The sequence below is a fragment of the Labrenzia sp. OB1 genome (assembly GCF_001624695.1).
GTDB lineage: Bacteria > Pseudomonadota > Alphaproteobacteria > Rhizobiales > Stappiaceae > Roseibium.
In genome coordinates this window covers 1-19,551 of sequence record NZ_JSEP01000038.1, presented here as the reverse complement: position 1 = coordinate 19,551, position 19,551 = coordinate 1, and the positions used below count along the sequence as shown (strand labels likewise).

Genomic DNA, 19,551 nt, shown 5'->3' with positions numbered 1-19,551 from the left:
CGCAATGTGTTCAGCCACGTTCCCTCCACCAAGGTGCGCGAGGTCACGCATATGCTGAAGGCCATCCATGCCCAGAACCGCAAGGCGGCCCAGGAAAAGGCTGACTCTGTTATCGCAGACCTGCGGGCGCGGCGACTGACACGGGCCGCCGACCTGATTGAAGAGAGCATCGGCGAAACGCTGACCTATTACGGCTTTCCGGACAGCCATTGGCGCAAGATCAGAACCAGCAATCCGCTGGAGCGGATCATGAAGGAGATCCGGCGACGAACTCGGGTCGTCGGGGCGTTCGCGGACGACCAATCCTGCCTCAACCTGGCCGCGGCCAGGCTCAGACATATCGCGGCCGGAGAATGGTCCAGCCGCAAATACATGAACATGGCACCGCTCTACCAGGAGCAACACAAAACCCAAGAAACCGTCGCCTGAAAACAAAAGTGCGAAAGATCTTTGACACTATCCCAGCGTCTGGCAGTTCGCTCGTTTTCCCAATGCCGAAGCATATTGAGGGGGCACCCCGACTGAGTGGTTTCCCTTTTTGGGCAGTGCGGTGTCATCGATGATCAGCCAGGCATCGTTCCCACCAACCTGCCGGTCAGCTTCGCTTGGCAATGCGGCTTCAAGTGGTTCGGGATCCCAAGTGCTGCTCGCAGTGAAATGGTGCAACTGATCGTAACTGGCTGCGCCTGTCCTCTCAGCCATCGGCTGAATGCTCTTGCGATTTCCCGGACCGATCAAGCCCTCAATGTAGGCCGGGCACATCCGCGCACGCGTCTTGTGACGAAGCGCTGCCAAAAACGGCGCGAGCCAACGTTCAAGATCACCTTGCCAATTCTCATCAATGACCGGCACCTCCATAGGCCGGTCTCCTATGAAACACCGAAAACTCTTCCAGGGAATCCTCTAAAATCAAGACACACATACACCTGCCAAAGTAGTGCTAGGAGCGCAGCTTGTCTACTGCCCGCCAGAGCGAGCATTTGACACTGCCAATGACGATCACCACCTCATCCAGATACCACTTGCCGTTGGGTTTTGGCCAGTCCCGTCGCGAAGAGCCTACCAAACCGGTTCACCCAATTACGGATCATTTCCCGGCTGACCCCAGTGCCGCCGCAGCTTCCCGCTTACACCGTGCGGCATAATTTTTTTTGAAGCACAGCCTTTAACGAAGCATTGTCGCTCATGGCTTCCGCCAGCTGCTTTTTCAGCTTAGCGTTCTCGTCTTTCAGAACCCTCAGTTTGCGAGCATCGGATACAGCCATACCGCCAGACTTGATCAAGGCCTCTTGCTTGTACTTGTACAAGTCGGCTTTGTATTTGTAAAAGGTGGCTTCAGAGATGCCATGCCGCTTGCAAACATCGGCTGTCTTCTGTCCGCTTTCCTGCTCCCGCAAAATACTGACGAACTCTCGTTCCGTTAACCGTGAACGCCTAATTTTGTCCGTCTTCTGATCGCGACGGCCTCTCCTGCACCAATCCGGAGGTGTTCTGGTGCCCCCGGTCATTGCTCCCGATCCCAAGGTTGCGCAGGTCCCTCGTACCGGGGCGCTGCCAGAGTCTTAAATGGGGTTTCTTGTCTGTCTTCCCAATATTGTATTGGCTTCTCGCCCTTTTGAAGGCAAGTCACCAGTTCGCGAAATATCTGTTTACACTGGCCTTCAAATTCGTTTTGTTGAAATTTATTGTATTTATTCGTTTGCGTTTCAATACGCGAAGAAAAGAAGTTGGAGATTCGTTTCTGGAACCCCTGACGGTTTTGGGTTTTTGAGATATGTTCAAATAGATTATTTTCGAAATCTTCTTTATTTGGAATGGAAATATCATTTCGATCAATTCGAAGGATGTCTTTAGCGGGTTCGCCGACAAGTCTTTTAACGGTGCCTTGATCAATTTCACCCCCAATATTTGTTGCCAATCGCCTGATTTTGAGAATTTCTTTGAAAATACCGCTAGAACTAGAATTATTGAGGCTACGATACATTTTAATTCTAACGTTTTCAAATTTTTTATCGAGATTATTGAATGAGTACTTGACGCCTGTTTTGCTCCCTCTATTTAAAGAAGTCGCGACTCGCTTCAATTTACTGTGCAAAGCACTAGTAGATACACTCGAAAGTCTGGTATTTGTTTTTTGGGAAAAAATGCGAGAAGTCGAATTCTCGGCGCGGGAAAGCCCGGCAGGGACAGACGTATTAAACCCGCCGGAACCGAGCCGATGCGGTAAATGATTTCCGGGTATGGAAGGTCGCATGTTATGTTCCTATTGCTTTTCTTTCTGCGAAAGTTATCCAAAGGCGCTCCAGTCCTGTGTCTTAGATGAGACAGCCCGCACGAAAAACTTTTCCGGATTCGCGCAATGCCTTGCAAATCGCCAAATGCGCCATGTCCCCGAAGGTGGAAATGGCAATGTCGAGAGGCCTTGTGGCATCGGGCTTTGCCCTGACCTTGCCGAACTGCACGGTCCAGCGGGCGTTCACGTTCTTCTGTCGCGCACCTTGTTCGGCTTGTCTGGCCAGATTTGCTGAGCGGTCTTGACGGACTTGATGGCCTGTACACTCTTCGGGAGAGTGCTCTCTGGATATCTCTCAGTGACCATATTGGACCTGTCACCGATTTGTGCCGCTCCTTTGACCTGGTATTTTGCCACAAAGGAGAATATTCATGGCATCACGTCACGGCGCGGAGTTTCGCGCAGAAGCAGTGCGGATTGCGCTGACCGGCGGCTTGTTTCGCAAGCAGGTCACCCAAGATCCTGGTTTTGGTTTCTCGACGCTGAACCGTTGGATCCAGCAGGACCGGCTCGCTCCTGAGAAACCGGCCACACAATCAGACCTTGAAAAGGAGATAGCGGAGCTTCGCCGAGAGAACCGCCTGCTCCGGGAGGAGAGGGAGGTAATAAAAAACCGTTCCGGGCTGCAGCCCGTCTGTGCGCGGTACAAACAGCTTATGCTACGCTGACCGCGAAGGGCAGTTGCCGATGGCTTATTGGTGGGCTGGACCCCGTTAAAAAACGTGGCACATTGGCCGATGCGCACTTGAGAGTGGTGACGCCGCCATTGCGGTGATCCCGGTTAGGAAGATGACGAACTTGCATGGCCCACGCCCTTCGCCTTGAACGGAGGAAATGCCATAACGACGCGTGAAACCGGCGGCCACCCGGATTTGAATTTGATCACCCCCAATGCGGCTGCGATCGATATCGGCTCGACGATGCACGAGGCGGCTGTGAACCCTGACACCGACATCATGCCAGTGCGCGCCTTTGGGACATTCACTCAGGATCTGCACGCACTCAGGATCTGCACGACCTTGCCGACTGGTTCCGGTCGTGCGGTGCCACCAGCGTAGCGATGGAGTCGACCGGCGTTTACTGGATCCCGGCCTTCGAATTCCTGGAGGCACATGGCTTCGAGCCCATTCTGGTGAATGCCCGCTATGCCAAGAATGGGCCGGGTCGCAAAACCGATGTCAGCGATGCCGGATGCCGAAACTGCTGGCGGTGCCGGCATGAGCCTTTTGGGCAAAGGGCGCATCGTGGCCATGCCGGACTATTTCGAGGACTATCCGGACATGCTCAAACCTGCCTACATCCTGTTTGACGGCAAAGGCGCTGGCGAATTCGTCTTTGGGTGCGTTACCGGCCAAATTTTTGCCGGCGGCGCAGGCCTAGCCGTTGAGTTCTCCTGGCGGGGCAATGACGAGATGGACGAAGTGCAGGGCCAAGGCTGGACCGAACTCCAGCCCGACGGCTCCCTAAACGGCGCAGTCTGCCTCCAAGGCGAAGATGAAGCCAACTTTTCCGCTCGCCGATGGACTTCTTCAACAACCTGCTAGAGCGAGGTGTTGCGACGAGCGGTTGAATCTGCCCAATATTGCTCTCATGACTATCAGAAGCTTCTGCGCCGGCATGGCTTCCAGGTGTCAATGAACGGAACTGGAAACTGCTTGGATAACGCAGCCGTGGCAACCTTCTTCAAAACGATGAAGGCCGAGTTGCTGTGGCAGAAAGCATGGGCCTGTCACCGCGAAGCTGAAATGGCCATCTTCGAATACCTCAATGGTTTCTGCAATCCACGCCGAAGGCACTCGGCGCTGGGATGGAAAAGCCCCTTGGCATTCGAAGCAAAGGCCGCGTAAATGAGAACCTGGGGCGGCAACAAACCGGGACAGGTCCACTCCACTTTCCGAAGGCAAGTTCAAAGTCTCCGACAGGTCCTTCCGGGCAAATCCAAAACACAAGCAAAATTCTGCCAAAGGAGTGTTATAGTGCCACGAAGCCCTCGTGCAGCGAGATCAGCCGGGTCAGGCATTGGTCTATGATTTGAGGCGAAAGTTCAGATGTGGCAATGTCTGCCACAAGCATCAGGCCACCGCCTGCATTCATCCCGGCATTGAAGGATACGCCGAGGTGGAAGTCGAAGTGTGACAAGCCAAGAAACCGCGCGAGAACGCCGGTTTGGAGACTTTCAGGAGGTCGGCTCAGGCTTACGAGCACCCGTGACCCGTCGGTTGATGCCGTCAGGCACAGCGTGCCTGCGTGTTCCAGTTCGAAGGTTACGCTACCATCGCTGGCGGGCGTAATTCTGTCGATTTCCATGATTTTCGCAAATTGCGTGATGATGCTGAAAGTCTGATTTGAAAAGCCAGTCATGCGTAAACTTCCGGATTGTTTTACTGGTGCGTTCTACTGGGCGTTGGAGGCCTCAAAGGCATTTTCCTCGATCTCAACAAACGAGTCGCAGACAGTGACCAGCCGGCTTAGCTGCATTAAACGGGATTGATCCGAAGAAAAAACCCGATCAGGTAGGTCCCGATGGAGGGCCAGCAGCCCATTTCCCAAGGCAACATTGGCCGCAGGCGGGGCTTCGCTTGTTTCGAATTGCGTAAAAAGCTCGCGGGCGTCTTCTACGTTTGGCACTTGCTTGGAGCAATAGCCCAGCAATTTGGCCATCAGTTCCTCTGGGCCACCTGCATGGCCTCCACTACTGAAGCCAGGAAACATGCGCTGTAGGGTATCGAAAAGACCAGCACTGGCTTCATACACTGATCGAAGTGTCTTGAGAATGCCGAGCTGCTTGAGAAGACCACCGAGATACGACTTGTCTGTTTCGAATGAGGTTGCAGCAAGATCGTCACCTGCGGCTTCCAGAAACAGTTCGACTATCTTCCGGAAATCGCTCCGCTTTCTATAGTTGGACAGCAACGTGAACAATTGTGCGAGACCCTTGCCGCTGAGCAGCATTTGCAGGTACTGGTCACGTAAGGTTTGCGGCCTGACGCCTATGGTTGAAAGGGCGTTCTTGGCACGCGGCAGCATTGCAAAGTCGGCCCGAACGTTTTGCGCGATGCCACTTTCACTGAAAAAGTGTTCAGCCGCGTCCAACGCTGCTATTGTTTCCTGCGTAGCGGCCGTTTTTTCAAAATGTAGGCGTGCCCCTTGCAGTAACATATACTGACGACGCGTATTGCCGTCGGTATCGCGAAGCGCCTTGAGGATGTCCTCCGCCGAAAGGCTTCTCTCCCCACCACCCCTGTCGGACATAAACGCTTCGAGCTTTCTGACCAGATCGCGCAGCTTGTCATCCCCGGGTACGTCGGGCAGCTTGTCATAGTAATCCGCAATGCGCTTCAGCGCTTCCTTGTTGACACCAGCTCCTTGACGAAGCTTCGACTGGCCAAGTGTACGCTTGTCCGCCAACATTCCGACGGAGTTTCCGATTTCCTCCAGCAGGTCGGAAATGTCGGACTGTTTGTTGATGGCGACAACCGAGCTGTTCTGGCGTCTGCCCTGAACCTGAGCCATCAGCTCCGCACCGACCGGAGACTGAACGTTCGCAGACGCTACCTGTTGCCGTATTATGTTGTGTTCAGACAAACTTGTGCCTCCTGAGGCTTGCCCGTATCGGGCGGCAAAACGGACCCGCACAGACCCACGAGGCTGCGCCGTAGCCCCGTCTTTCGGGAGCTGGTTTCAGGCCCCCTCGCTGAATGTCAACCGGAGTGTAAGCGACGCATCGAGCCGCCAGTGTATCGAATGATACAGTTCAGATCTTGGTGTTGCCTAAGTTGGAGGTGTCGCAACACAGACAAGGAGGGCGCGGCATGGACAGACATCGCCGAAACGGAGCCGAGCAAGGCGTGGCTACGTTTGCCGACTATGACCATGTTCAGAAGAGACTGGACAGCTTTCACCGTGATGCCAGGAGGCGCGAAGAGCGGTTAGCTCAGGTCTGGTCGAAGATTGAGCGTGTCCTTGGAAAGCTTCTTGCGACACCCCTGCTTCAAAACGACATGCAATGCCAGGCTCTTGTGCGACGGCTGGCGCGGGCAGGAGATCCACAAAATTTCTCTGATCGCCTCACCGATCTTCAGATCCATGTCGTGGGCCAAGCGGCACAGAAGTCCGGAGCACGGGAGCCTGCTTCAGGAAGCACGGACGGTGTCGCCCGGATCGTCGCGAGCAGAGGCGTAAAGACCCGGTTGGGCATTTTGCCGGATGCTAACCGGCCTGCACAGGAGTCGCGCTTTGAGGCGCGACGGCGACACCTTCAACTTTAGCGGAGAAGCAATTCATGACTTCCTTTTGGAATGCAAACGTCGGAATTTCAGCGCAACCTGCCATTCCGACAGCTAATATAACTGGAACGAGCGACGGAAACTCCGAGCAGAACCTTGAAGACGTTCATGCGTTTCATCCAATACTTCCTTATCTCGACGAAAACGCCGAGGTGGTAAGTTTTCTGCCGTCGCCGATTGTTGGCGAGGAGGGCGAGCTGATCGACTTGGCGGAAGTCGATCTGCAGACGATGACGCCGGACACGTTTCTCGGCTTGCATTTGGCCCATCAGCTGGAACTGCTTCTCAGGAACGGCGGCTCATTGACACTGGACGAGGGAGGCGATGGGCGGCTGGATGTGGTGGCCGGTCCCGACGGCAGTTCGGTGTTTGTGTTGCAGCAGCTCTCGACAACCGAGATCACGCTTCTGAACGGAGAAGAACAGTCAAGGATTAAGGCCCATCTGGACCACGAAACCTTTCCTGCCGATTACCGCGCATACCTCGCAAACGCCTGGGGTGTTTCCATGTCGGGTTCGGAGTTGGCCGACCTGTCAGATGCCGCAGCCTTGATCACTGCCGCGATTGGCGAAGTGAACGAAACAGATTTAGGTCTATATGGCACTGCTAAAGATTTGTATATCGATCAGCTTGAACTGCTGCAGGCGGCGGCGTCCGAGAAAAGCTTGTTTTCCCTTTCCGGCCTAAATGATGAAATCGCCGCGCTCATGGAACGTTTCGAGCGTGTGGAGGCCTACGCCATTTATCTTAGCGACAACAACCAGAGAAGTATTACATTAGCTGAATCAAATTCTAGCTACGGGTGGTCTCGCTATCATTATAGCGGTCAAAGCAGTCTAGACAGCAACAAGGTGATAGTTGATGGCCTGGAGAGTTTCATCGCCCAGGAGGAACGCATCCTGCTGGTGAAGCAACAGCGATGGTCGCTGGTTCAGAACAGCGCCGGCATGGATTTGGGGACCCTGATTGCCGCCCTGCAAATGACCTACAATATCCAAAAAGAAGCCGAAGTAACGATTTTGACCGAAGAACTGCAACAGCAAAATGCCTTGTTGCGAGACTATGCCGAGATCCAACGTATGGTGAACGACGTTCTGAAAGAGTTTAAGGGCGATAATGTAAACGAACAGACGCGCAATTATATCGGTACACAACAGCTAGTGGCCGATACTATCGACAACGAAACAGGAGAATCGGAAAGCGGATTAAGCATGCGGGAAGTCAGAGCCGTAAGGATGTTCAGCACCGACAAATCCGGCGCGGCTCTTGGGAGCAGTCATCCGATTGAGGTGCTGCGGGGTATTGAACGCCCTCTCCAAAACCAGGCCGTTGTCTTTAAATTTGAGGATGAGTCGGATCCTGAGAATTCCAAGGCAATTTACGCCACAGAGTATGAAACCTTCACTCAATCTGCCTGGAACATCTTTTCAACGCAGCTTGCCGACGCCGTTACAATGATCAATCAGGAGAGCCAGATCCTGACCAACGAGATCTCATCAATGAATCAGCAGCAGAACCGCCATTTCGACATTTCAAACAGTTCCTTGCGACGAATGAGCGATTTGGTGACCCAAATTGGTCGGTCCTGACGCATTGTGGCCTGGCCAGAAAGCTGCGACCGAAATGTACTGGAGGGGTGAGAAGTCATGAGCGTGGAGTTCCGCCAGGATATTGGCCTTGTCGGTATCTCGCGCCAAAGGATTGGCGATGAAGACCATCTGCCTATCGAAGGCAAAAGTGCTCCCAAGTTTCAACCAAGGCATGGAGAGCTTGAAGACGTCCTGCGCCGTCCGACACTTGACGAGCGCCTGACAAATCATCTGCAACCGCGCCAGATTGATCCATATCTACTTAACCCGCAAACGCTGTCTCAGACGCGGCGTGACGTTTTGGAGATCTTCGAAAGTGCCGCGGAAGGCGTCTATGGACCAGCGGGTGCAGCGTTGGCTGCGGCTGCGGTTCTTGTTTTCGGCGAAGTGGAGGCTGAAATCGACATCCACTCTGGCCTGGCCGCTTTGTTTAAGGGTTAAAATCATGGAATCGGAGGCCATTGACCGCAAGTTGACAGCGAGGCAGCGTGATTATCTGCTGCTCACGGTTTTTGTTCTGGCGAGACATCACTATATTGATCGCGCCCTCACACTTGTAGAGGGATTGCTGGCGCTTGGTGAAGACGATGAGGATATTCTCTTCGCCCAGGTGATCTTGAATTTTCTTCAAGGTGAGTGCAGCGACGCCCTCTCGGGGCTGGACAAGCTCATGCAACGTGATGCGAACGCGACATCAGCAGGCAGGCCTCAGGAAAAGCAGGTTGTCCAACTTTACTTGCGCGCCCGATGCTATTGTGCAACTGGCCGCAGGCATGAGGGGGAGGCGATAGCTCGCAGGCTGACTTCCTATCACACAAAAGAGCCAGCCTAGCAGGCTGTTGAAGAAGTCAGTCGCGCTCGCAGACGAAGCCTGAATCGTCGCCGTTGTGGATGTAGAAGTGCCCGACGAGACGGCCAGCGGAGCCGGTTGCGGCCCATCCGCGACCGCAGGCGGGCTCATTCTCGTCTTGTCCTTCCCACGAGAACTCCGCGCAGGCTGATCCGTCGCGTGCGCCGTAGCGAACGTCGAGAAAGCCCTTGAGCGCGCCGAAGGCGATCTCGCCATCCGCCGCGCCGTCAAAGGTGAGATGCGCTTCTTCTACAAGGTCGAGGAAGTCATTGTCCCAGTTGTCCATCTCGACGATGCGCCAGCGGCCGGCGAAGGCCTTCGCGAAGGCGGGAACTCTGACCATTAGCCGGTCTCCGCGATGAGCCTGGGCAGCCGCACCAGATTGTAGGCGGCTGCGGCGAAGGTGAAGGCCCATCCGACACGGTCGCGGCCACGGAACTTCGTCTTGTCCTGCCCGGCGACCGTCTTGATCCAGCCGAACGTCTCCTCGATGCGCTTGCGGATGCGTTGGCTGACAGCATAGCCGTCATGGCGCGTCGTGCGCCCGTCGATTGCCGAACGGCGCCCACTCATGTTCTGCGCCACGTGCGGCGTTACATTCATCGCGCGCAATTCATTGACGAAGTCCTGTGTGTCGTAGGCCTTGTCAGCCCCCAGCGTGACCGCTCGCGGCCGGTCGGCGCGGGGCTCGATCATGTGCAATGCGGCCACTCGTTCACCATGACCGTCGGCCAGTGTCAGGCAGGCATCGACCAAAAGGCCGTTGCGGTTCTCCATCAGCCCATGCCCGAGGAAGCAGAGCTTCGCCTCCTTGCCTTTGCCCTTCTTGTAGAGCCTTGCTTGCGGATCGGTGGTCGAGGCATGCGTATCGTTCGACCGCTTCTGGCCATGGAAATCCGCCTCGATGTTGCGCCCGCCGCCAGCAGCCGGCGGTTCACCCGAACCGTCTTTGGGGCCCTCTTTCGGCCTGACGCTCTTCATCGACGCCCAGGCTTCGATCAGCGTGCCGTCGACCGAGAAGTGATCGGTCGACAAAAGCTTCTTCACCCTGGGCTGGGCCAGCACTGCGCCTAAGAATTTCGCGGCAATGTAACCTTCCAGAAGCCGGGCGCGGTTCTTCGAGAAGGTCGAGTGGTCCCACGCTGGATCATCAACGCCGATGCCGACGAACCAGCGGAACAGAAAATCGTACTCCAGCCGCTCCATCAGAAGCCGCTCCGACCGGATAGAATAGAACGTCTGCAGCAGCATCGCCCGCAAAAGCTTCTCCGGCGGGATCGACGGGCGCCCAATCGGTGAATACAGAGCAGCGAACTCCGGCTCCACAATAGTCAGGGCCGCGCTCACGATCTCTCGGATCGAACGCAGCGGATGATCCCGCCGAACCCGCGCCTCAAGATCGACATAGCTGAAAAGCTCACCCGTCTGTTCGTCTCCGCCACGCATCCATCACCTTCCAAATCATCTTCGGGAACAATGAATCACGGCAACGCGTTCGAAACGAGCCCTTTTTCAACAGTCTGCTAAATCGTTGCAGATGTACCATACGTTACACTGGCCCGCTTCTCACCCAAATATGATCACTTTAGTTTCCTCAAGTGGAGAGTAATTGTGTCCATATTGGATCTGGGATTTACGACCGGTGAGGAGCTGGTCGCGATGGTTGAAAAAGGCTCACTCGCTCTTGAAGGTGTGATCGACTTGCAAGGGTTTGCCGACAGCAACATGGGCAAGCTTATTCAAGCAGGCTATTCGGGCAAGGAAATCTACGACCTCTCTGATAGTGAGATGGACGCCCTTTTTCAGACCGGGTACCAAGCGCTGGGCGCTGGCGACTATACTGGTGCGCGTGCCATTTTTACCAAGCTTGCTCAGCTGGATCAGCTCGATGCCCGCTTTCCGTTTGCCTTGGGTGCAACGCTGCGATTGCAGGGTGAACTCGGCAAGGCGGCCAAGTGTTACCTCCTTGCCATCAGCCTCAATGCGATCTGGCCAGAGGCCTTTGTCCGGCTCGGAGAATGCCTGATGCTGGCTGGCGAACTGGATTACGCACGCGATGCACTTGAAGAGGCTATCGAGCAGGCCGGCGAGCACAAACACGGTGCAACGGCACGGAGCGAAGCAAAGGCTCTGCTTGCAAAGATTGCAAAATCTGAAGACGTCCACTGAACGCGAACTCAAGATCGAGTTTTATCAAAATTCATGAACTGGAGTGATCATGACTGATGTCAGAGCAAGCGACGCAAATATTGGCTACCGGCAAACACAGCAACTAAACAAAAGCGACAAGCAACTTTTCGGCGACTACGGTCACGACGGGGCGGCAAGACATGGCCTCGTAGGGCAAATCTCCGAAGACATGCCTGACGGCGAACGCAAATCTGTTACGCGGACCTATGAGTCGGTTATGGGTGGGCTGTCTACTCTTTTCCCGAAACGCAGCGGCGACGAACTGGACGCCGAATTGGCAAGCGCGATAAATAAGCTGCAGGAAATCATGGGAGATTTGCTGGCCAGCAAGCTGCTCAATGATATGGTAAAAAAGCGTGCTTTACTTGAATTAAAAGAAGAAAATTATGAACAAATTCAAGAAAAGACAACGCAAATCGCTGAGAAGTCCGAAAAAAAGAGCCTCTGGGGCAAAATAACGTCGATTTTCTCTGCAATCGGGGCGGTTGCGCAGATAGCGCTCGGAGCGGTCATGTGTGTCGCCAATCCTGCGGCGGGAATTCCGATGATTGCGGCAGGCGCCATTGGTGTTGTCCTGGCAGCAGACTCAATTGCCGAAGCGTTTACCGACAAGGGATTTTTGCCGGACGCAGCCAAATATACACTCATGGGGAGTATGCTGCTTTTGTCAGCCGTCTCCATGCTCCGCAACTTTGTGGGCACATTATTTTCGAAGGGAGCCGCCTTATTTTCCAAGGGAGCTGAGGCCGCGCAAGGCGCTGCCAAGGGAGCTCAGGTCGCCGCGCAAGGCGCTGCCAAGGGAGCTCAGGCCGCGCAAGGTGCTGCCAAGGCTGCTGAGACCACGCAAAATATAAACCACGCGAGCACAGTGGCGCAATCCTCAGGCAATGTTGTGTCCGGTATCACTCAAGCGGGAGAAATAGCCGGGACCGTCGCGACGGCCATCTACACAGAGCAAATCGGCGAAATTCAGCAAAAAGCAGGTCACCTGCGGGCGGAGGATAGAACCCTTCAAGCGTATATCATGGTTTTTGACGATTTCATTGAGGTGCTTTTGAACCAGATCTCGGGTGAAGATTCCAAATGGGCCGCAATGCTAGAGGCGGCGAGCGCTTCCATGGCAGATCGAGGCGCTTCGATGGCCAAAGCTCAGTTCACCGGATAACGCAGGCTTTCAATGCCTGTATAGAAAAAGGAGCTTATCTATGCCGATTGACACTTATCACAATGATGCGAAATCACTGCACACGCAATTAGACAACCCAAATACAACTGAAAAGGCAAGATCGTCACAGTTCGACTTCCTTTCGGAAGGTATTTTCCGCGAAATGACTCTAAATTCAGAATACGATATTGACGACGTCAGGACTTTTATTTCTGAATACAAGAAGCAGTTTCCGGATTTTGTTGACGAGGCGGATGCTCTCTTGGACAACGTCGAGGAAAAGCAAAATAGGTTCGAAAACGCCGTGCAAAAGCTTTCTGGGCAGGATGCGAAGGACAGGCTGACTGGCAATGAGCTGAGCAGCTTGCTCGCTAGCGTGATCATCGAGTTGCTCACACAGCAACGCAGTGTCGCACTGGATAGCAGGCTTAACGCACGCACGGCCGCCAGGGGAGAAATGCTTGCCCAGGCTGACGATATGCGTACCTCCGCGGACAAGACAAAGGGCGCTGCTTTAAGCCAGTCCGTCACAAGTCTTATATTCGCAGCCGTATCATTAGGCTGCGTGGGCGTTTCTGTCGGTGGGGCCGGAAAAACCACCAAGTCGCTCCACGGAATGCAAAACGCGGACGTACCACAAAATCCGGGGGCCAAGTTGAATCTGCCGGAGGGGAATATGAAGTCCCCATCAACGCTGAATTCACCAGGGAATAGCCCTTCTACAAAGGGGGCGAAGCTGGATGCCGATTCGCTGGCCAACGAGGGGGGCAAGCTAGAGCCCGGCGGAAAAGGCGTAAACACAGACAAAGCCGCACCGCAGAAGACGACAGCGGACCTTGATGTAAAGATCAAGGAGAAGCCGCCAGAGGTGCAAAAACCGTTAAACGACGCCAATGGCAAGAAATCGCTCGACAAGGACGAAACCGTTCCTGAAAAAACCGGTGCCGACAACGTGGAAGAGGGAACGGCGGGAGAAATTGATCAAATACAGATGGAATTGTACAAGGCCGCAAACAATAGATATCAAGCAATTGGCGGGCTTGGGCAAACATCTACGGCAATTGGAGGTGGTATCGCCGGCTTGATCGCTATGGATGACACACAAGACGCAAAGATTTATGACTCATATTCTGCAGAGCATGCGGCAGAAGCGGAAGAAATCAAAGGTGAAGGGGATGTGGTCCGAGATATCCAAGGTGGGCTTACGGAAAGCATGAAGGCCCTTATCGACTTCTTGAAAAGAGAGGGCGAAGCCGAAGCCGAAGATTACAGAGCGTTAACGAGGAATGCGTGATGTTGGCCGGCCGACCGAAGAAGTATGGTTGCCGCCGCCCCTTTCAGGAATTGGCAAATCAAGGTCTGTGTGATGGACCGAAAGACATTTGAAGTCAGTGTTCTTGAGTTCTGGGCATATCTGGGCCTCAAAGAGCCGGTTTTCAGTCCCGAGCCGGAAGTCACTCTTGTGGTGGACAGTTACGATGTGTTGTTGCGCCATGGAAAGGACGGCAAGACAATGGTCATCCAGTCCGACGCAGGAGCAGTGAAGAACGATCATGCGCGAGCACAATCTGTACTTGAAACCATTCTGAAAACGAATGTTGCTTTGTGCGCCGAACGGCAAACAATTGCCGTGCTGGAGGAGTTTGACGAAACCGGCAGACAGAGACTGATCGTTCGCGCCTTTTACAGATACAACGTCGAGGATCAGGAACAACTTTCAGATCTGGTCTCGGATGTGATTTCGAGTGTGCAAACACTGCGGGGACTTACAACTGGCTTCCAGGATACGGACCGCATTCCCGTAACGACAAAAGGGGCCGCTGCAATGCGGCCGGACAATGAGCTGCTGGTCCTGGTGCCATGACAGTTCAAGTTTGAACCAAGCAGAAGAGATCATGAACATGCAAATGATGCGAGTAGATGCGGCCCCAGATAGCGACGTCCTGAAGCAACTCTTGGACGCTGATGTCCTAAAGGCACTTGGGCTCAAAAAAGATGACCTTGATGTCGGTTTGAAGCTTGCAGGTATCAAGGTGAGGTCTGGCAACTATGAAGAGGCAATGAAGCTATACAGTTCGTTGCTCATGTTCAATCCCTGCGACTTCAGGATCTATAAAGGGCTTGCAAGTCTGTGCCTTGAGACTGGAGATCATGACGAGGCTCTGCATTTCACGTCTGTAATGATTGCGCTAAAGCCCATGGACCCGCTGGGTTACTATTTATCCGCCAGGGCCTGCCTGTTACTTGGTCATCTCGATGAAGCACGTGAAGATCTGGCGGACGCTATGGCGCGGATTGGAGACGGTGGAGACGCCAGGCTGCTGGAAGGCTGTAGAAAGCTGACTTTGTTACTGGTTCCTGCCAAGTGAACCTAGCATGTTAGCCAAAGAAAAATCATTGCATCGAAGTGTTCATGAACTGCTCGGTGTTGACGCAGCCTCTTTGCCGGTTTTCAGAGAACTGTTTGTGGCAAACGCGGCCGCCTTGGGTTTGGATGGTGCCGTTTTTTTTGAAAGCCTCGAAAAGACAGGAGCTTTTAACAAGGCCCTTGGTGCCGACGAGACGCTTCTTAAATTGCTTTATGCGCATGCCTACCGCATTCTTCAAATAGGAAATTTCGAACGTGCACGTGACCTGTTCTTCGTTTTGTGCGCACTCGACTGCGCCAGAACGGACCATTGGCTTGGCTATGGCATTTGTCTCAAATCGCTCGGGGAAATAGGGCTCGCTGTTATTGCGTTTCGATTCGCGGCAAGACTGGCGCCCGCTTCGCCTGCGTCGCATCTTCACCTGCTCGACCTTTTCATAGGGGAACAAAGCTGGGATGAAGCGCAGCTTGCGCTGAAAAGATTCGACGCAACCGCAGGCGCCGAATGTGACAGCGCGTTTCTGGAAGCTGTTACCCCGCTTCGCACCGCGCTTGAGATGCATATCAAGCGAAAGGAGCATTCCGCGTGACCAATAAGCGCGTTGGATATGTTGAACTTCTTCGCTGGGAGAACGCTCAAGATGACACAATTTGTGCCTGGAAAATCAGCGAGTCCATGAAGCAAGATGCTGCAGCTACGACATTGCCGCGCCCCATACTGGACCCCGTTTCTTCAAAATCCGCAAATACGTGAGCAACACAGATCCTGTGTGCACGGGGTAAGAAACCGGCTTTGTGCGCGCATGAAGGGAACGGCGTGCCTGGCGTTTTGGCGGATAGATTGCCAAGACGCCCGGCTTCCCGGGTCGATGCACGGCAGCCGCTGTTTGCGGGGCTCGGTCACCGACCAGTCCAACCGCATCTCGTCGACCAGCGTTCTCTTCCGGGCAGGCCTCAGAGCTTTCGTTTGACGATGTCCTGGAGCATTTCCTTGTCGAGAGACTAGTCAGCGACGATCTTCTTCAGCCGGGCGTTCTCCTGCTCCAACTCCCGGAGCCGTTTCATCTCCGACGGCATCAGGCCCGCGTATTTCTTCCGCCAGTTGAAACAGGTCGCCTGACTGATCCCAGCCTCACGGCAGATCTCCGCAACAGAAACACCTTCTTCGCCACGCTTCACGATGGACGCTTTCTGCGCATCCGAAAACTTCGATGCCTTCATCAATTCCGCTCCTTCCCAGCCAGGAAAATCGTCGCGGAAAATTCTGACTCAAATCGGGGGCATTTTGCGGGAGCACATCAATACGATGCGCCTTGAAGCCATCGTTCAGGTCTTTCAAATAGACCACTTCCTCCCCCGAGGATCGCGACAGCCGTTCGATGATGCCTTCCATACACCCGCCGCGTCCATCCAGCGAGATATACACCGGGCTTTGATCAGCGTGACGCTTCAAGCCACCCCGGTAAGCAGCCCCCAAACGGCGGTCATAATTTCGGTGAAAATCAGCACCTCTGTATCAAACAGCACAGAAGATCGCCTCTCGAACTGTTTATATAGCTTCAACCGGTCTTCCACTTTGTGGAAGTGGTGGAGGCGCGCAAGTTTAGCCCCAAGTTAGTTTGCGCTCCCTGGTCCTGGGTAAGATCTGAAACTGCCCGCTTTTTTGACGCTCACGGAAGGCGCAGGTCTGTCCTGCTTCTTCCATGGGCGTAATTCGGCAAGGCTGATTGCTGATCTGGACCCGGGGGCGGTACCCGGCAGCTCCACCACAAGTGCACGTTGGAAAGTGCATTTTTGCTGGGGCTGAAATAGGATCGACAGGCAGACAAAAGGCCAAGACGCGCTCCGGCTAGATACCACCGTTATCGGTTCAACGTTTGTAAATGCAAACACCAAAGCAGTCGTTGCTGATAACGACAATGATTGGGTAGCTGCGAAAGCAGTAGCCTAAACGGAGCCCGGCCGGGGCTTGGCAACAGAACCCGGCCACCCTCCCTTTTTCAAACCAAGTTCGATTACATTCACTTGGCAATCCATATGACACATTATGCAAATCCGGCCCCGAGCGGTCGTTTGTCCGGTTCCGATAACGTACAAAATCTTCCGCACATTTTCCGGTTGAGACGGCTTCCCTTATTGTGATTGAAGGGAGCAAGACATGACTGACGATATTGACGGCAAAGAGATTGGCAACGTGATCTGGATCGATGAGGCACGGATCAAGGATCAGCTAACAAGTCATAAGCAGCCGATATTGGTATGACATGCAGGCGCGTAATCTATTGCGTACAATTGTGAAATTTAGAGGATGTCCCCGGACGTGGTGTAGGTGGCGGGGCTTTTGTGCCTTCCGGCATCGGCCGAGAAGGGATCAGCTTGCCGTGTCGGGCAGGCTGACGAGAGGATCATCGCTCATGGAGGCGATGGTCTCAAGTGTCATGTATCGGGAGCGCTGGACCGCCCACTCGTCGTTCTGTTCCAGCAGCAATGCGCCGACCAGGCTGACGATGGCATCGTCGTTTGGGAAGATGCCGACAACCTCGGTTCGCCGCTTGATCTCGCCGTTCAGGCGTCCGATCGGATTTGTGCTGTGCAGCTTGGTCCAATGCTGCCTGGGAGAGGTCATGTAGGCGAGCACGTCTTCCCCGGCGTTGTCCATCAGGGTTGAGAGCCTGGGCACCTTCGGCCTGATCTGGTCGGCGACATTGCGCCACCGAGCGCTTGCCGCCTCCGGCGTGTCCTGGGCGAAGGCCGTGGCGATGAAGGCGGAAACCACGCGCCGCCCGCTCTTTCCGGCGTGCGCCAGAGCGTTGCGCATGAAGTGGCCCCGGCACCTCTGCCAGGTGGCTGACAGAACCTTGGAAACGGACGCCTTGATGCCTTCATGGGCATCGGAGACGACGGGCTTGACGCCGCGCACTCCCCGTCGCGTCAGCTTGCGCAGGAACTCGGTCCAGATCGGCTCGGCCTCGCAGGTGCCGACCTCCATGCCCAGAACCTCGCGGCGGCCGTCGGCATTGACGCCTACCGCGATAATGACCGCGACAGAGACGATGCAGCCGCCGCGCCGAACCTTCAGATAGGTGCCGTCGATCCACAGATGGGCCAGTCTTCTTCGATGGGCCGGTCCAGAAAGGCCTTCACCCGGTCGTCGATCTCCCCGCAAAGCCGGGACACCTGGCTCTTGGAGATACCCGACATGCCCATTGCCTTGACCAGGCCATCCACAGACCGGGGCCAGAAGCCTTGGATATAGGCTTCCTGGATCACCGCCGTCAGTGTTTTTTCCGCCATGCGGCGCGGCTCAAGGAAGCTCGGGAAATAGCTGCCTGTGCGCAGCTTCGGGATACGAAGCTCCACGGTCCCCGCCCGTGTTTCCCAGTCGCGCTCGCGATAGCCGTTGCGTTGCGCAAGACGTGCCACGCTCTTCTCGCCATAGCCCGCGCCCGTCTTCGCGCCCGCCTCCAGCGCCATCAGCTTTTCGGCCGCAAAGCCGATCATCTCGCGAAGCAAATCTGCATCCGCGCTCTTCTCAACGAGCGAGCGCAGGTTCATCATGTCGCCGGTCATCGGTGTTCTTTCCATCAGGTTGAGCTTGAACAACCCGACCTTACCGGAAAACACTGATGACCACCGTGTGGCCCACCTACACCACCCGAGGGGACATCACCGAAATTTACAATTCGGCTTTGATAAGCGTCCTGTATCTCCTGACTTGAACAACTGTATCGTTCTGTATCAAACGACACAGCTGCTGGCCAGGGCTTTGCTAGGGTCTGCTTGTCAGGTGAGTGCCATTTAGAGCGCACGGCGGATGTCATCGTTTGCTTTGCGTTTGAATGTAGGCGCTGTCTCTGACGCAATAAGCCCTATGCAGCAAATGGGTTCTTCCGTGCCTCTTACACTGAATAGCGATTTTCGATCGTTTAGCGGATGGGGTGACACAAAAGCAACAGCGACAGACAGGAAGCAGATGACCCAGGATGCACACGAAGCTCAAAGCCACGCCAACCGGTTGATTGACGGCCTTGCAAGAACGACAGGACTTGACAATCTCGTCTTTGACGAGATCGGTTGCTGCAACCTTATGATCGATGAACAGGAGATGACTATCGGCTTTGACGATGCAGCCTTAGACATGTTTCTGATGGCGCCTGTCATGACCGTTCCCGTATCTCCATCTCAGGATTTCTATGTGTCGGTTCTCGAGGACAATTTCACAGCCTATTTCAACAGCGCCGGCTGTATTGCGTTGGATGGCGATGAAAACCACATTGTTTGGCTCGACCGGCGCACGCTGGGGAAGCTGGATCAGAGAAGCTTTGAAGCATGGCTCTTGGAAGGCGTTGGGTGCGCCGAATTCTGGGCACGGGAACTGCAGCAGCGCGTCAATTCAGCCGAACTGGCGTCTGCAGCGCCTGCGCTGGCGGAAGCTTCGAATGACGAAAAAGTGTTCCGCGTATAGCGGGCTGAAGTGGTCCCTGTTTTCTGGACAGATCAACGGCTGATTTAATACCAAGCGACGAATTTGACGACTCTTTTGGATTCCCAAAGTTTCGCGAATATGATTCCTGATGGGGAACATGAGGAGTTTGCCATGTCCGCCCCTATCCGTCTTCGAGATGACTTTGATGCTCCAACCCTTCGTCATCTAGCCCGTGGCTCGGTGAATGCCGATCAAACACGGCGCCTTTTGGCGCTTGCAGTGATCTATGACGGCGGCTTGCGCAGCGATGCGGGTGCGGTCGGCGGCGTGACGGTCCAGGTGATCCGCGACTGGGTCTTGCGTTTCAATGCAAAAGGCCCCGAA

At 54.7% G+C, this 19,551-nt stretch carries 20 protein-coding genes, 1 other RNA gene and 8 pseudogenes; 18 read left to right on the top strand and 11 right to left on the bottom strand.

What is annotated here, in order from left to right:
• The coding region (locus OA90_RS26455) for a transposase (protein ID WP_199823856.1) at window positions 1-429 on the top strand (429 nt) is incomplete at its 5' end.
• Window positions 430-462: 33 nt separating this feature from the next.
• On the opposite strand, the pseudogene OA90_RS26450 reads toward OA90_RS26455, so the two are convergent.
• The 4 genes and pseudogenes from OA90_RS26450 to OA90_RS28815 all read right to left on the bottom strand — a co-directional run.
• Window positions 463-880: pseudogene (locus tag OA90_RS26450) on the bottom strand (transposase); the annotation flags it as partial.
• Between the two features lie 75 nt (window positions 881-955).
• Window positions 956-1,103: pseudogene (locus OA90_RS29685) on the bottom strand (IS6 family transposase); the annotation flags it as partial.
• A 39-nt stretch (window positions 1,104-1,142) separates the two neighbouring features.
• Window positions 1,143-1,439, bottom strand: a pseudogene (locus OA90_RS26445) (transposase); the annotation flags it as partial.
• A gap of 65 nt (window positions 1,440-1,504) precedes the next feature.
• Window positions 1,505-2,254 carry a hypothetical protein gene (locus OA90_RS28815; protein ID WP_156510679.1) on the bottom strand — a complete coding sequence of 250 codons (750 nt, stop codon included), beginning with the start codon at window positions 2,252-2,254 and terminating at the stop codon, window positions 1,505-1,507.
• Window positions 2,255-2,664: 410 nt separating this feature from the next.
• Between OA90_RS28815 and OA90_RS26435 the strand changes: the two genes are divergently transcribed.
• From OA90_RS26435 to OA90_RS26420, 5 genes and pseudogenes are all read left to right on the top strand, one after another.
• Window positions 2,665-2,961 carry a transposase gene (locus OA90_RS26435; RefSeq protein ID WP_068419897.1) on the top strand — a complete coding sequence of 99 codons (297 nt, stop codon included), beginning with the start codon at window positions 2,665-2,667 and terminating at the stop codon, window positions 2,959-2,961.
• A 204-nt stretch (window positions 2,962-3,165) separates the two neighbouring features.
• Window positions 3,166-3,351 carry a hypothetical protein gene (locus tag OA90_RS29680; protein WP_244274713.1) on the top strand — a complete coding sequence of 62 codons (186 nt, stop codon included), beginning with the start codon at window positions 3,166-3,168 and terminating at the stop codon, window positions 3,349-3,351.
• A pseudogene (locus tag OA90_RS29675) lies at window positions 3,312-3,482 on the top strand (transposase); the annotation flags it as partial. The gene OA90_RS29680 and the pseudogene OA90_RS29675, both read left to right, overlap by 40 nt.
• The gene (locus OA90_RS26425; protein ID WP_199823857.1) at window positions 3,469-3,837 is read left to right on the top strand and encodes a hypothetical protein; all 369 of its coding nucleotides are present in this window, start codon (window positions 3,469-3,471) and stop codon (window positions 3,835-3,837) included. The pseudogene OA90_RS29675 and the gene OA90_RS26425, both read left to right, overlap by 14 nt.
• A 33-nt stretch (window positions 3,838-3,870) precedes the next feature.
• Window positions 3,871-4,140: pseudogene (locus tag OA90_RS26420) on the top strand (integrase core domain-containing protein); the annotation flags it as partial.
• 124 nt (window positions 4,141-4,264) lie between these two features.
• Here the strand turns inward: OA90_RS26420 and OA90_RS26415 are convergent.
• The 3 genes from OA90_RS26415 to OA90_RS28810 all read right to left on the bottom strand — a co-directional run bounded on the left by OA90_RS26415 (window position 4,265) and on the right by OA90_RS28810 (window position 6,381).
• The gene (locus tag OA90_RS26415; protein ID WP_068419893.1) at window positions 4,265-4,654 is read right to left on the bottom strand and encodes a CesT family type III secretion system chaperone; all 390 of its coding nucleotides are present in this window, start codon (window positions 4,652-4,654) and stop codon (window positions 4,265-4,267) included.
• 33 nt (window positions 4,655-4,687) lie between these two features.
• Window positions 4,688-5,878, bottom strand: coding sequence for a hypothetical protein (locus OA90_RS26410; protein WP_068419891.1), 1,191 nt, complete (start codon window positions 5,876-5,878; stop codon window positions 4,688-4,690).
• A 344-nt stretch (window positions 5,879-6,222) separates the two neighbouring features.
• Entirely contained in the window at window positions 6,223-6,381 is a 159-nt protein-coding gene (locus OA90_RS28810; protein ID WP_156510678.1) for a hypothetical protein, read from the bottom strand.
• A 194-nt stretch (window positions 6,382-6,575) separates the two neighbouring features.
• On the opposite strand from OA90_RS28810, the gene OA90_RS26400 reads away from it, so the two are divergent.
• The 3 genes from OA90_RS26400 to OA90_RS26390 are packed head-to-tail and all read left to right on the top strand — an operon-like array spanning window position 6,576 to window position 9,000.
• Window positions 6,576-8,168 (top strand): hypothetical protein, encoded by a 1,593-nt coding sequence (locus OA90_RS26400; protein ID WP_068419888.1) that lies wholly within the window; start codon window positions 6,576-6,578, stop codon window positions 8,166-8,168.
• Between the two features lie 57 nt (window positions 8,169-8,225).
• Complete coding sequence (locus tag OA90_RS26395) at window positions 8,226-8,609, top strand: hypothetical protein (protein WP_068419887.1); 384 nt, start codon at window positions 8,226-8,228, stop codon at window positions 8,607-8,609.
• A gap of 4 nt (window positions 8,610-8,613) precedes the next feature.
• A complete protein-coding gene (locus OA90_RS26390; RefSeq protein WP_068419885.1) occupies window positions 8,614-9,000 on the top strand; it encodes a hypothetical protein in 387 nt (128 codons plus the stop codon).
• A gap of 16 nt (window positions 9,001-9,016) precedes the next feature.
• Here the strand turns inward: OA90_RS26390 and OA90_RS26385 are convergent, their stop codons facing one another.
• On the bottom strand, window positions 9,017-9,361 hold the full coding sequence (locus OA90_RS26385; RefSeq protein ID WP_068419883.1) for a hypothetical protein: 345 nt from the start codon (window positions 9,359-9,361) through the stop codon (window positions 9,017-9,019).
• Window positions 9,361-10,464: an IS5 family transposase gene (locus OA90_RS26380; RefSeq protein ID WP_068419882.1), complete on the bottom strand. Its 1,104-nt coding sequence runs from the start codon at window positions 10,462-10,464 to the stop codon at window positions 9,361-9,363. The genes OA90_RS26385 and OA90_RS26380 overlap by 1 nt, the downstream gene beginning before the upstream one ends.
• A gap of 165 nt (window positions 10,465-10,629) precedes the next feature.
• Here OA90_RS26380 and OA90_RS26375 point away from each other — a divergent pair, with 165 nt between their 5' ends.
• The 6 genes from OA90_RS26375 (at window position 10,630) to OA90_RS26350 (ending at window position 15,331) form a co-directional block, all read left to right on the top strand.
• A complete protein-coding gene (locus OA90_RS26375; protein WP_156510677.1) occupies window positions 10,630-11,187 on the top strand; it encodes a hypothetical protein in 558 nt (185 codons plus the stop codon).
• 49 nt (window positions 11,188-11,236) lie between these two features.
• Window positions 11,237-12,373 carry a type III secretion system translocon subunit SctE gene (locus OA90_RS26370; protein ID WP_068419879.1) on the top strand — a complete coding sequence of 379 codons (1,137 nt, stop codon included), beginning with the start codon at window positions 11,237-11,239 and terminating at the stop codon, window positions 12,371-12,373.
• Between the two features lie 40 nt (window positions 12,374-12,413).
• On the top strand, window positions 12,414-13,667 hold the full coding sequence (locus OA90_RS26365) for a hypothetical protein (RefSeq protein ID WP_068419877.1): 1,254 nt from the start codon (window positions 12,414-12,416) through the stop codon (window positions 13,665-13,667).
• A 72-nt stretch (window positions 13,668-13,739) separates the two neighbouring features.
• Window positions 13,740-14,237, top strand: a complete 498-nt coding sequence (locus OA90_RS26360) for a CesT family type III secretion system chaperone (protein ID WP_199823855.1) — start codon at window positions 13,740-13,742, stop codon at window positions 14,235-14,237.
• A 10-nt stretch (window positions 14,238-14,247) separates the two neighbouring features.
• Window positions 14,248-14,742, top strand: a complete 495-nt coding sequence (locus OA90_RS26355; RefSeq protein ID WP_199823854.1) for a tetratricopeptide repeat protein — start codon at window positions 14,248-14,250, stop codon at window positions 14,740-14,742.
• 7 nt (window positions 14,743-14,749) lie between these two features.
• Entirely contained in the window at window positions 14,750-15,331 is a 582-nt protein-coding gene (locus OA90_RS26350; protein WP_068419872.1) for a hypothetical protein, read from the top strand.
• A 308-nt stretch (window positions 15,332-15,639) separates the two neighbouring features.
• Here OA90_RS26350 and OA90_RS26345 read toward each other — a convergent pair.
• Window positions 15,640-15,962: pseudogene (locus OA90_RS26345) on the bottom strand (transposase); the annotation flags it as partial.
• A 421-nt stretch (window positions 15,963-16,383) separates the two neighbouring features.
• Between OA90_RS26345 and ssrA the strand changes: the two are divergent.
• Window positions 16,384-16,732, top strand: a transfer-messenger RNA (tmRNA) gene (gene ssrA, locus OA90_RS26340).
• Window positions 16,733-17,112: 380 nt separating this feature from the next.
• On the opposite strand, the pseudogene OA90_RS26335 reads toward ssrA, so the two are convergent.
• A pseudogene (locus OA90_RS26335) lies at window positions 17,113-18,311 on the bottom strand (IS256 family transposase).
• A 403-nt stretch (window positions 18,312-18,714) separates the two neighbouring features.
• On the opposite strand from OA90_RS26335, the gene OA90_RS26330 reads away from it, so the two are divergent.
• Window positions 18,715-19,206, top strand: a complete 492-nt coding sequence (locus OA90_RS26330) for a type III secretion system chaperone (RefSeq protein ID WP_068419867.1) — start codon at window positions 18,715-18,717, stop codon at window positions 19,204-19,206.
• Window positions 19,207-19,338: 132 nt separating this feature from the next.
• Window positions 19,339-19,551: pseudogene (locus tag OA90_RS28805) on the top strand (IS630 family transposase); the annotation flags it as partial.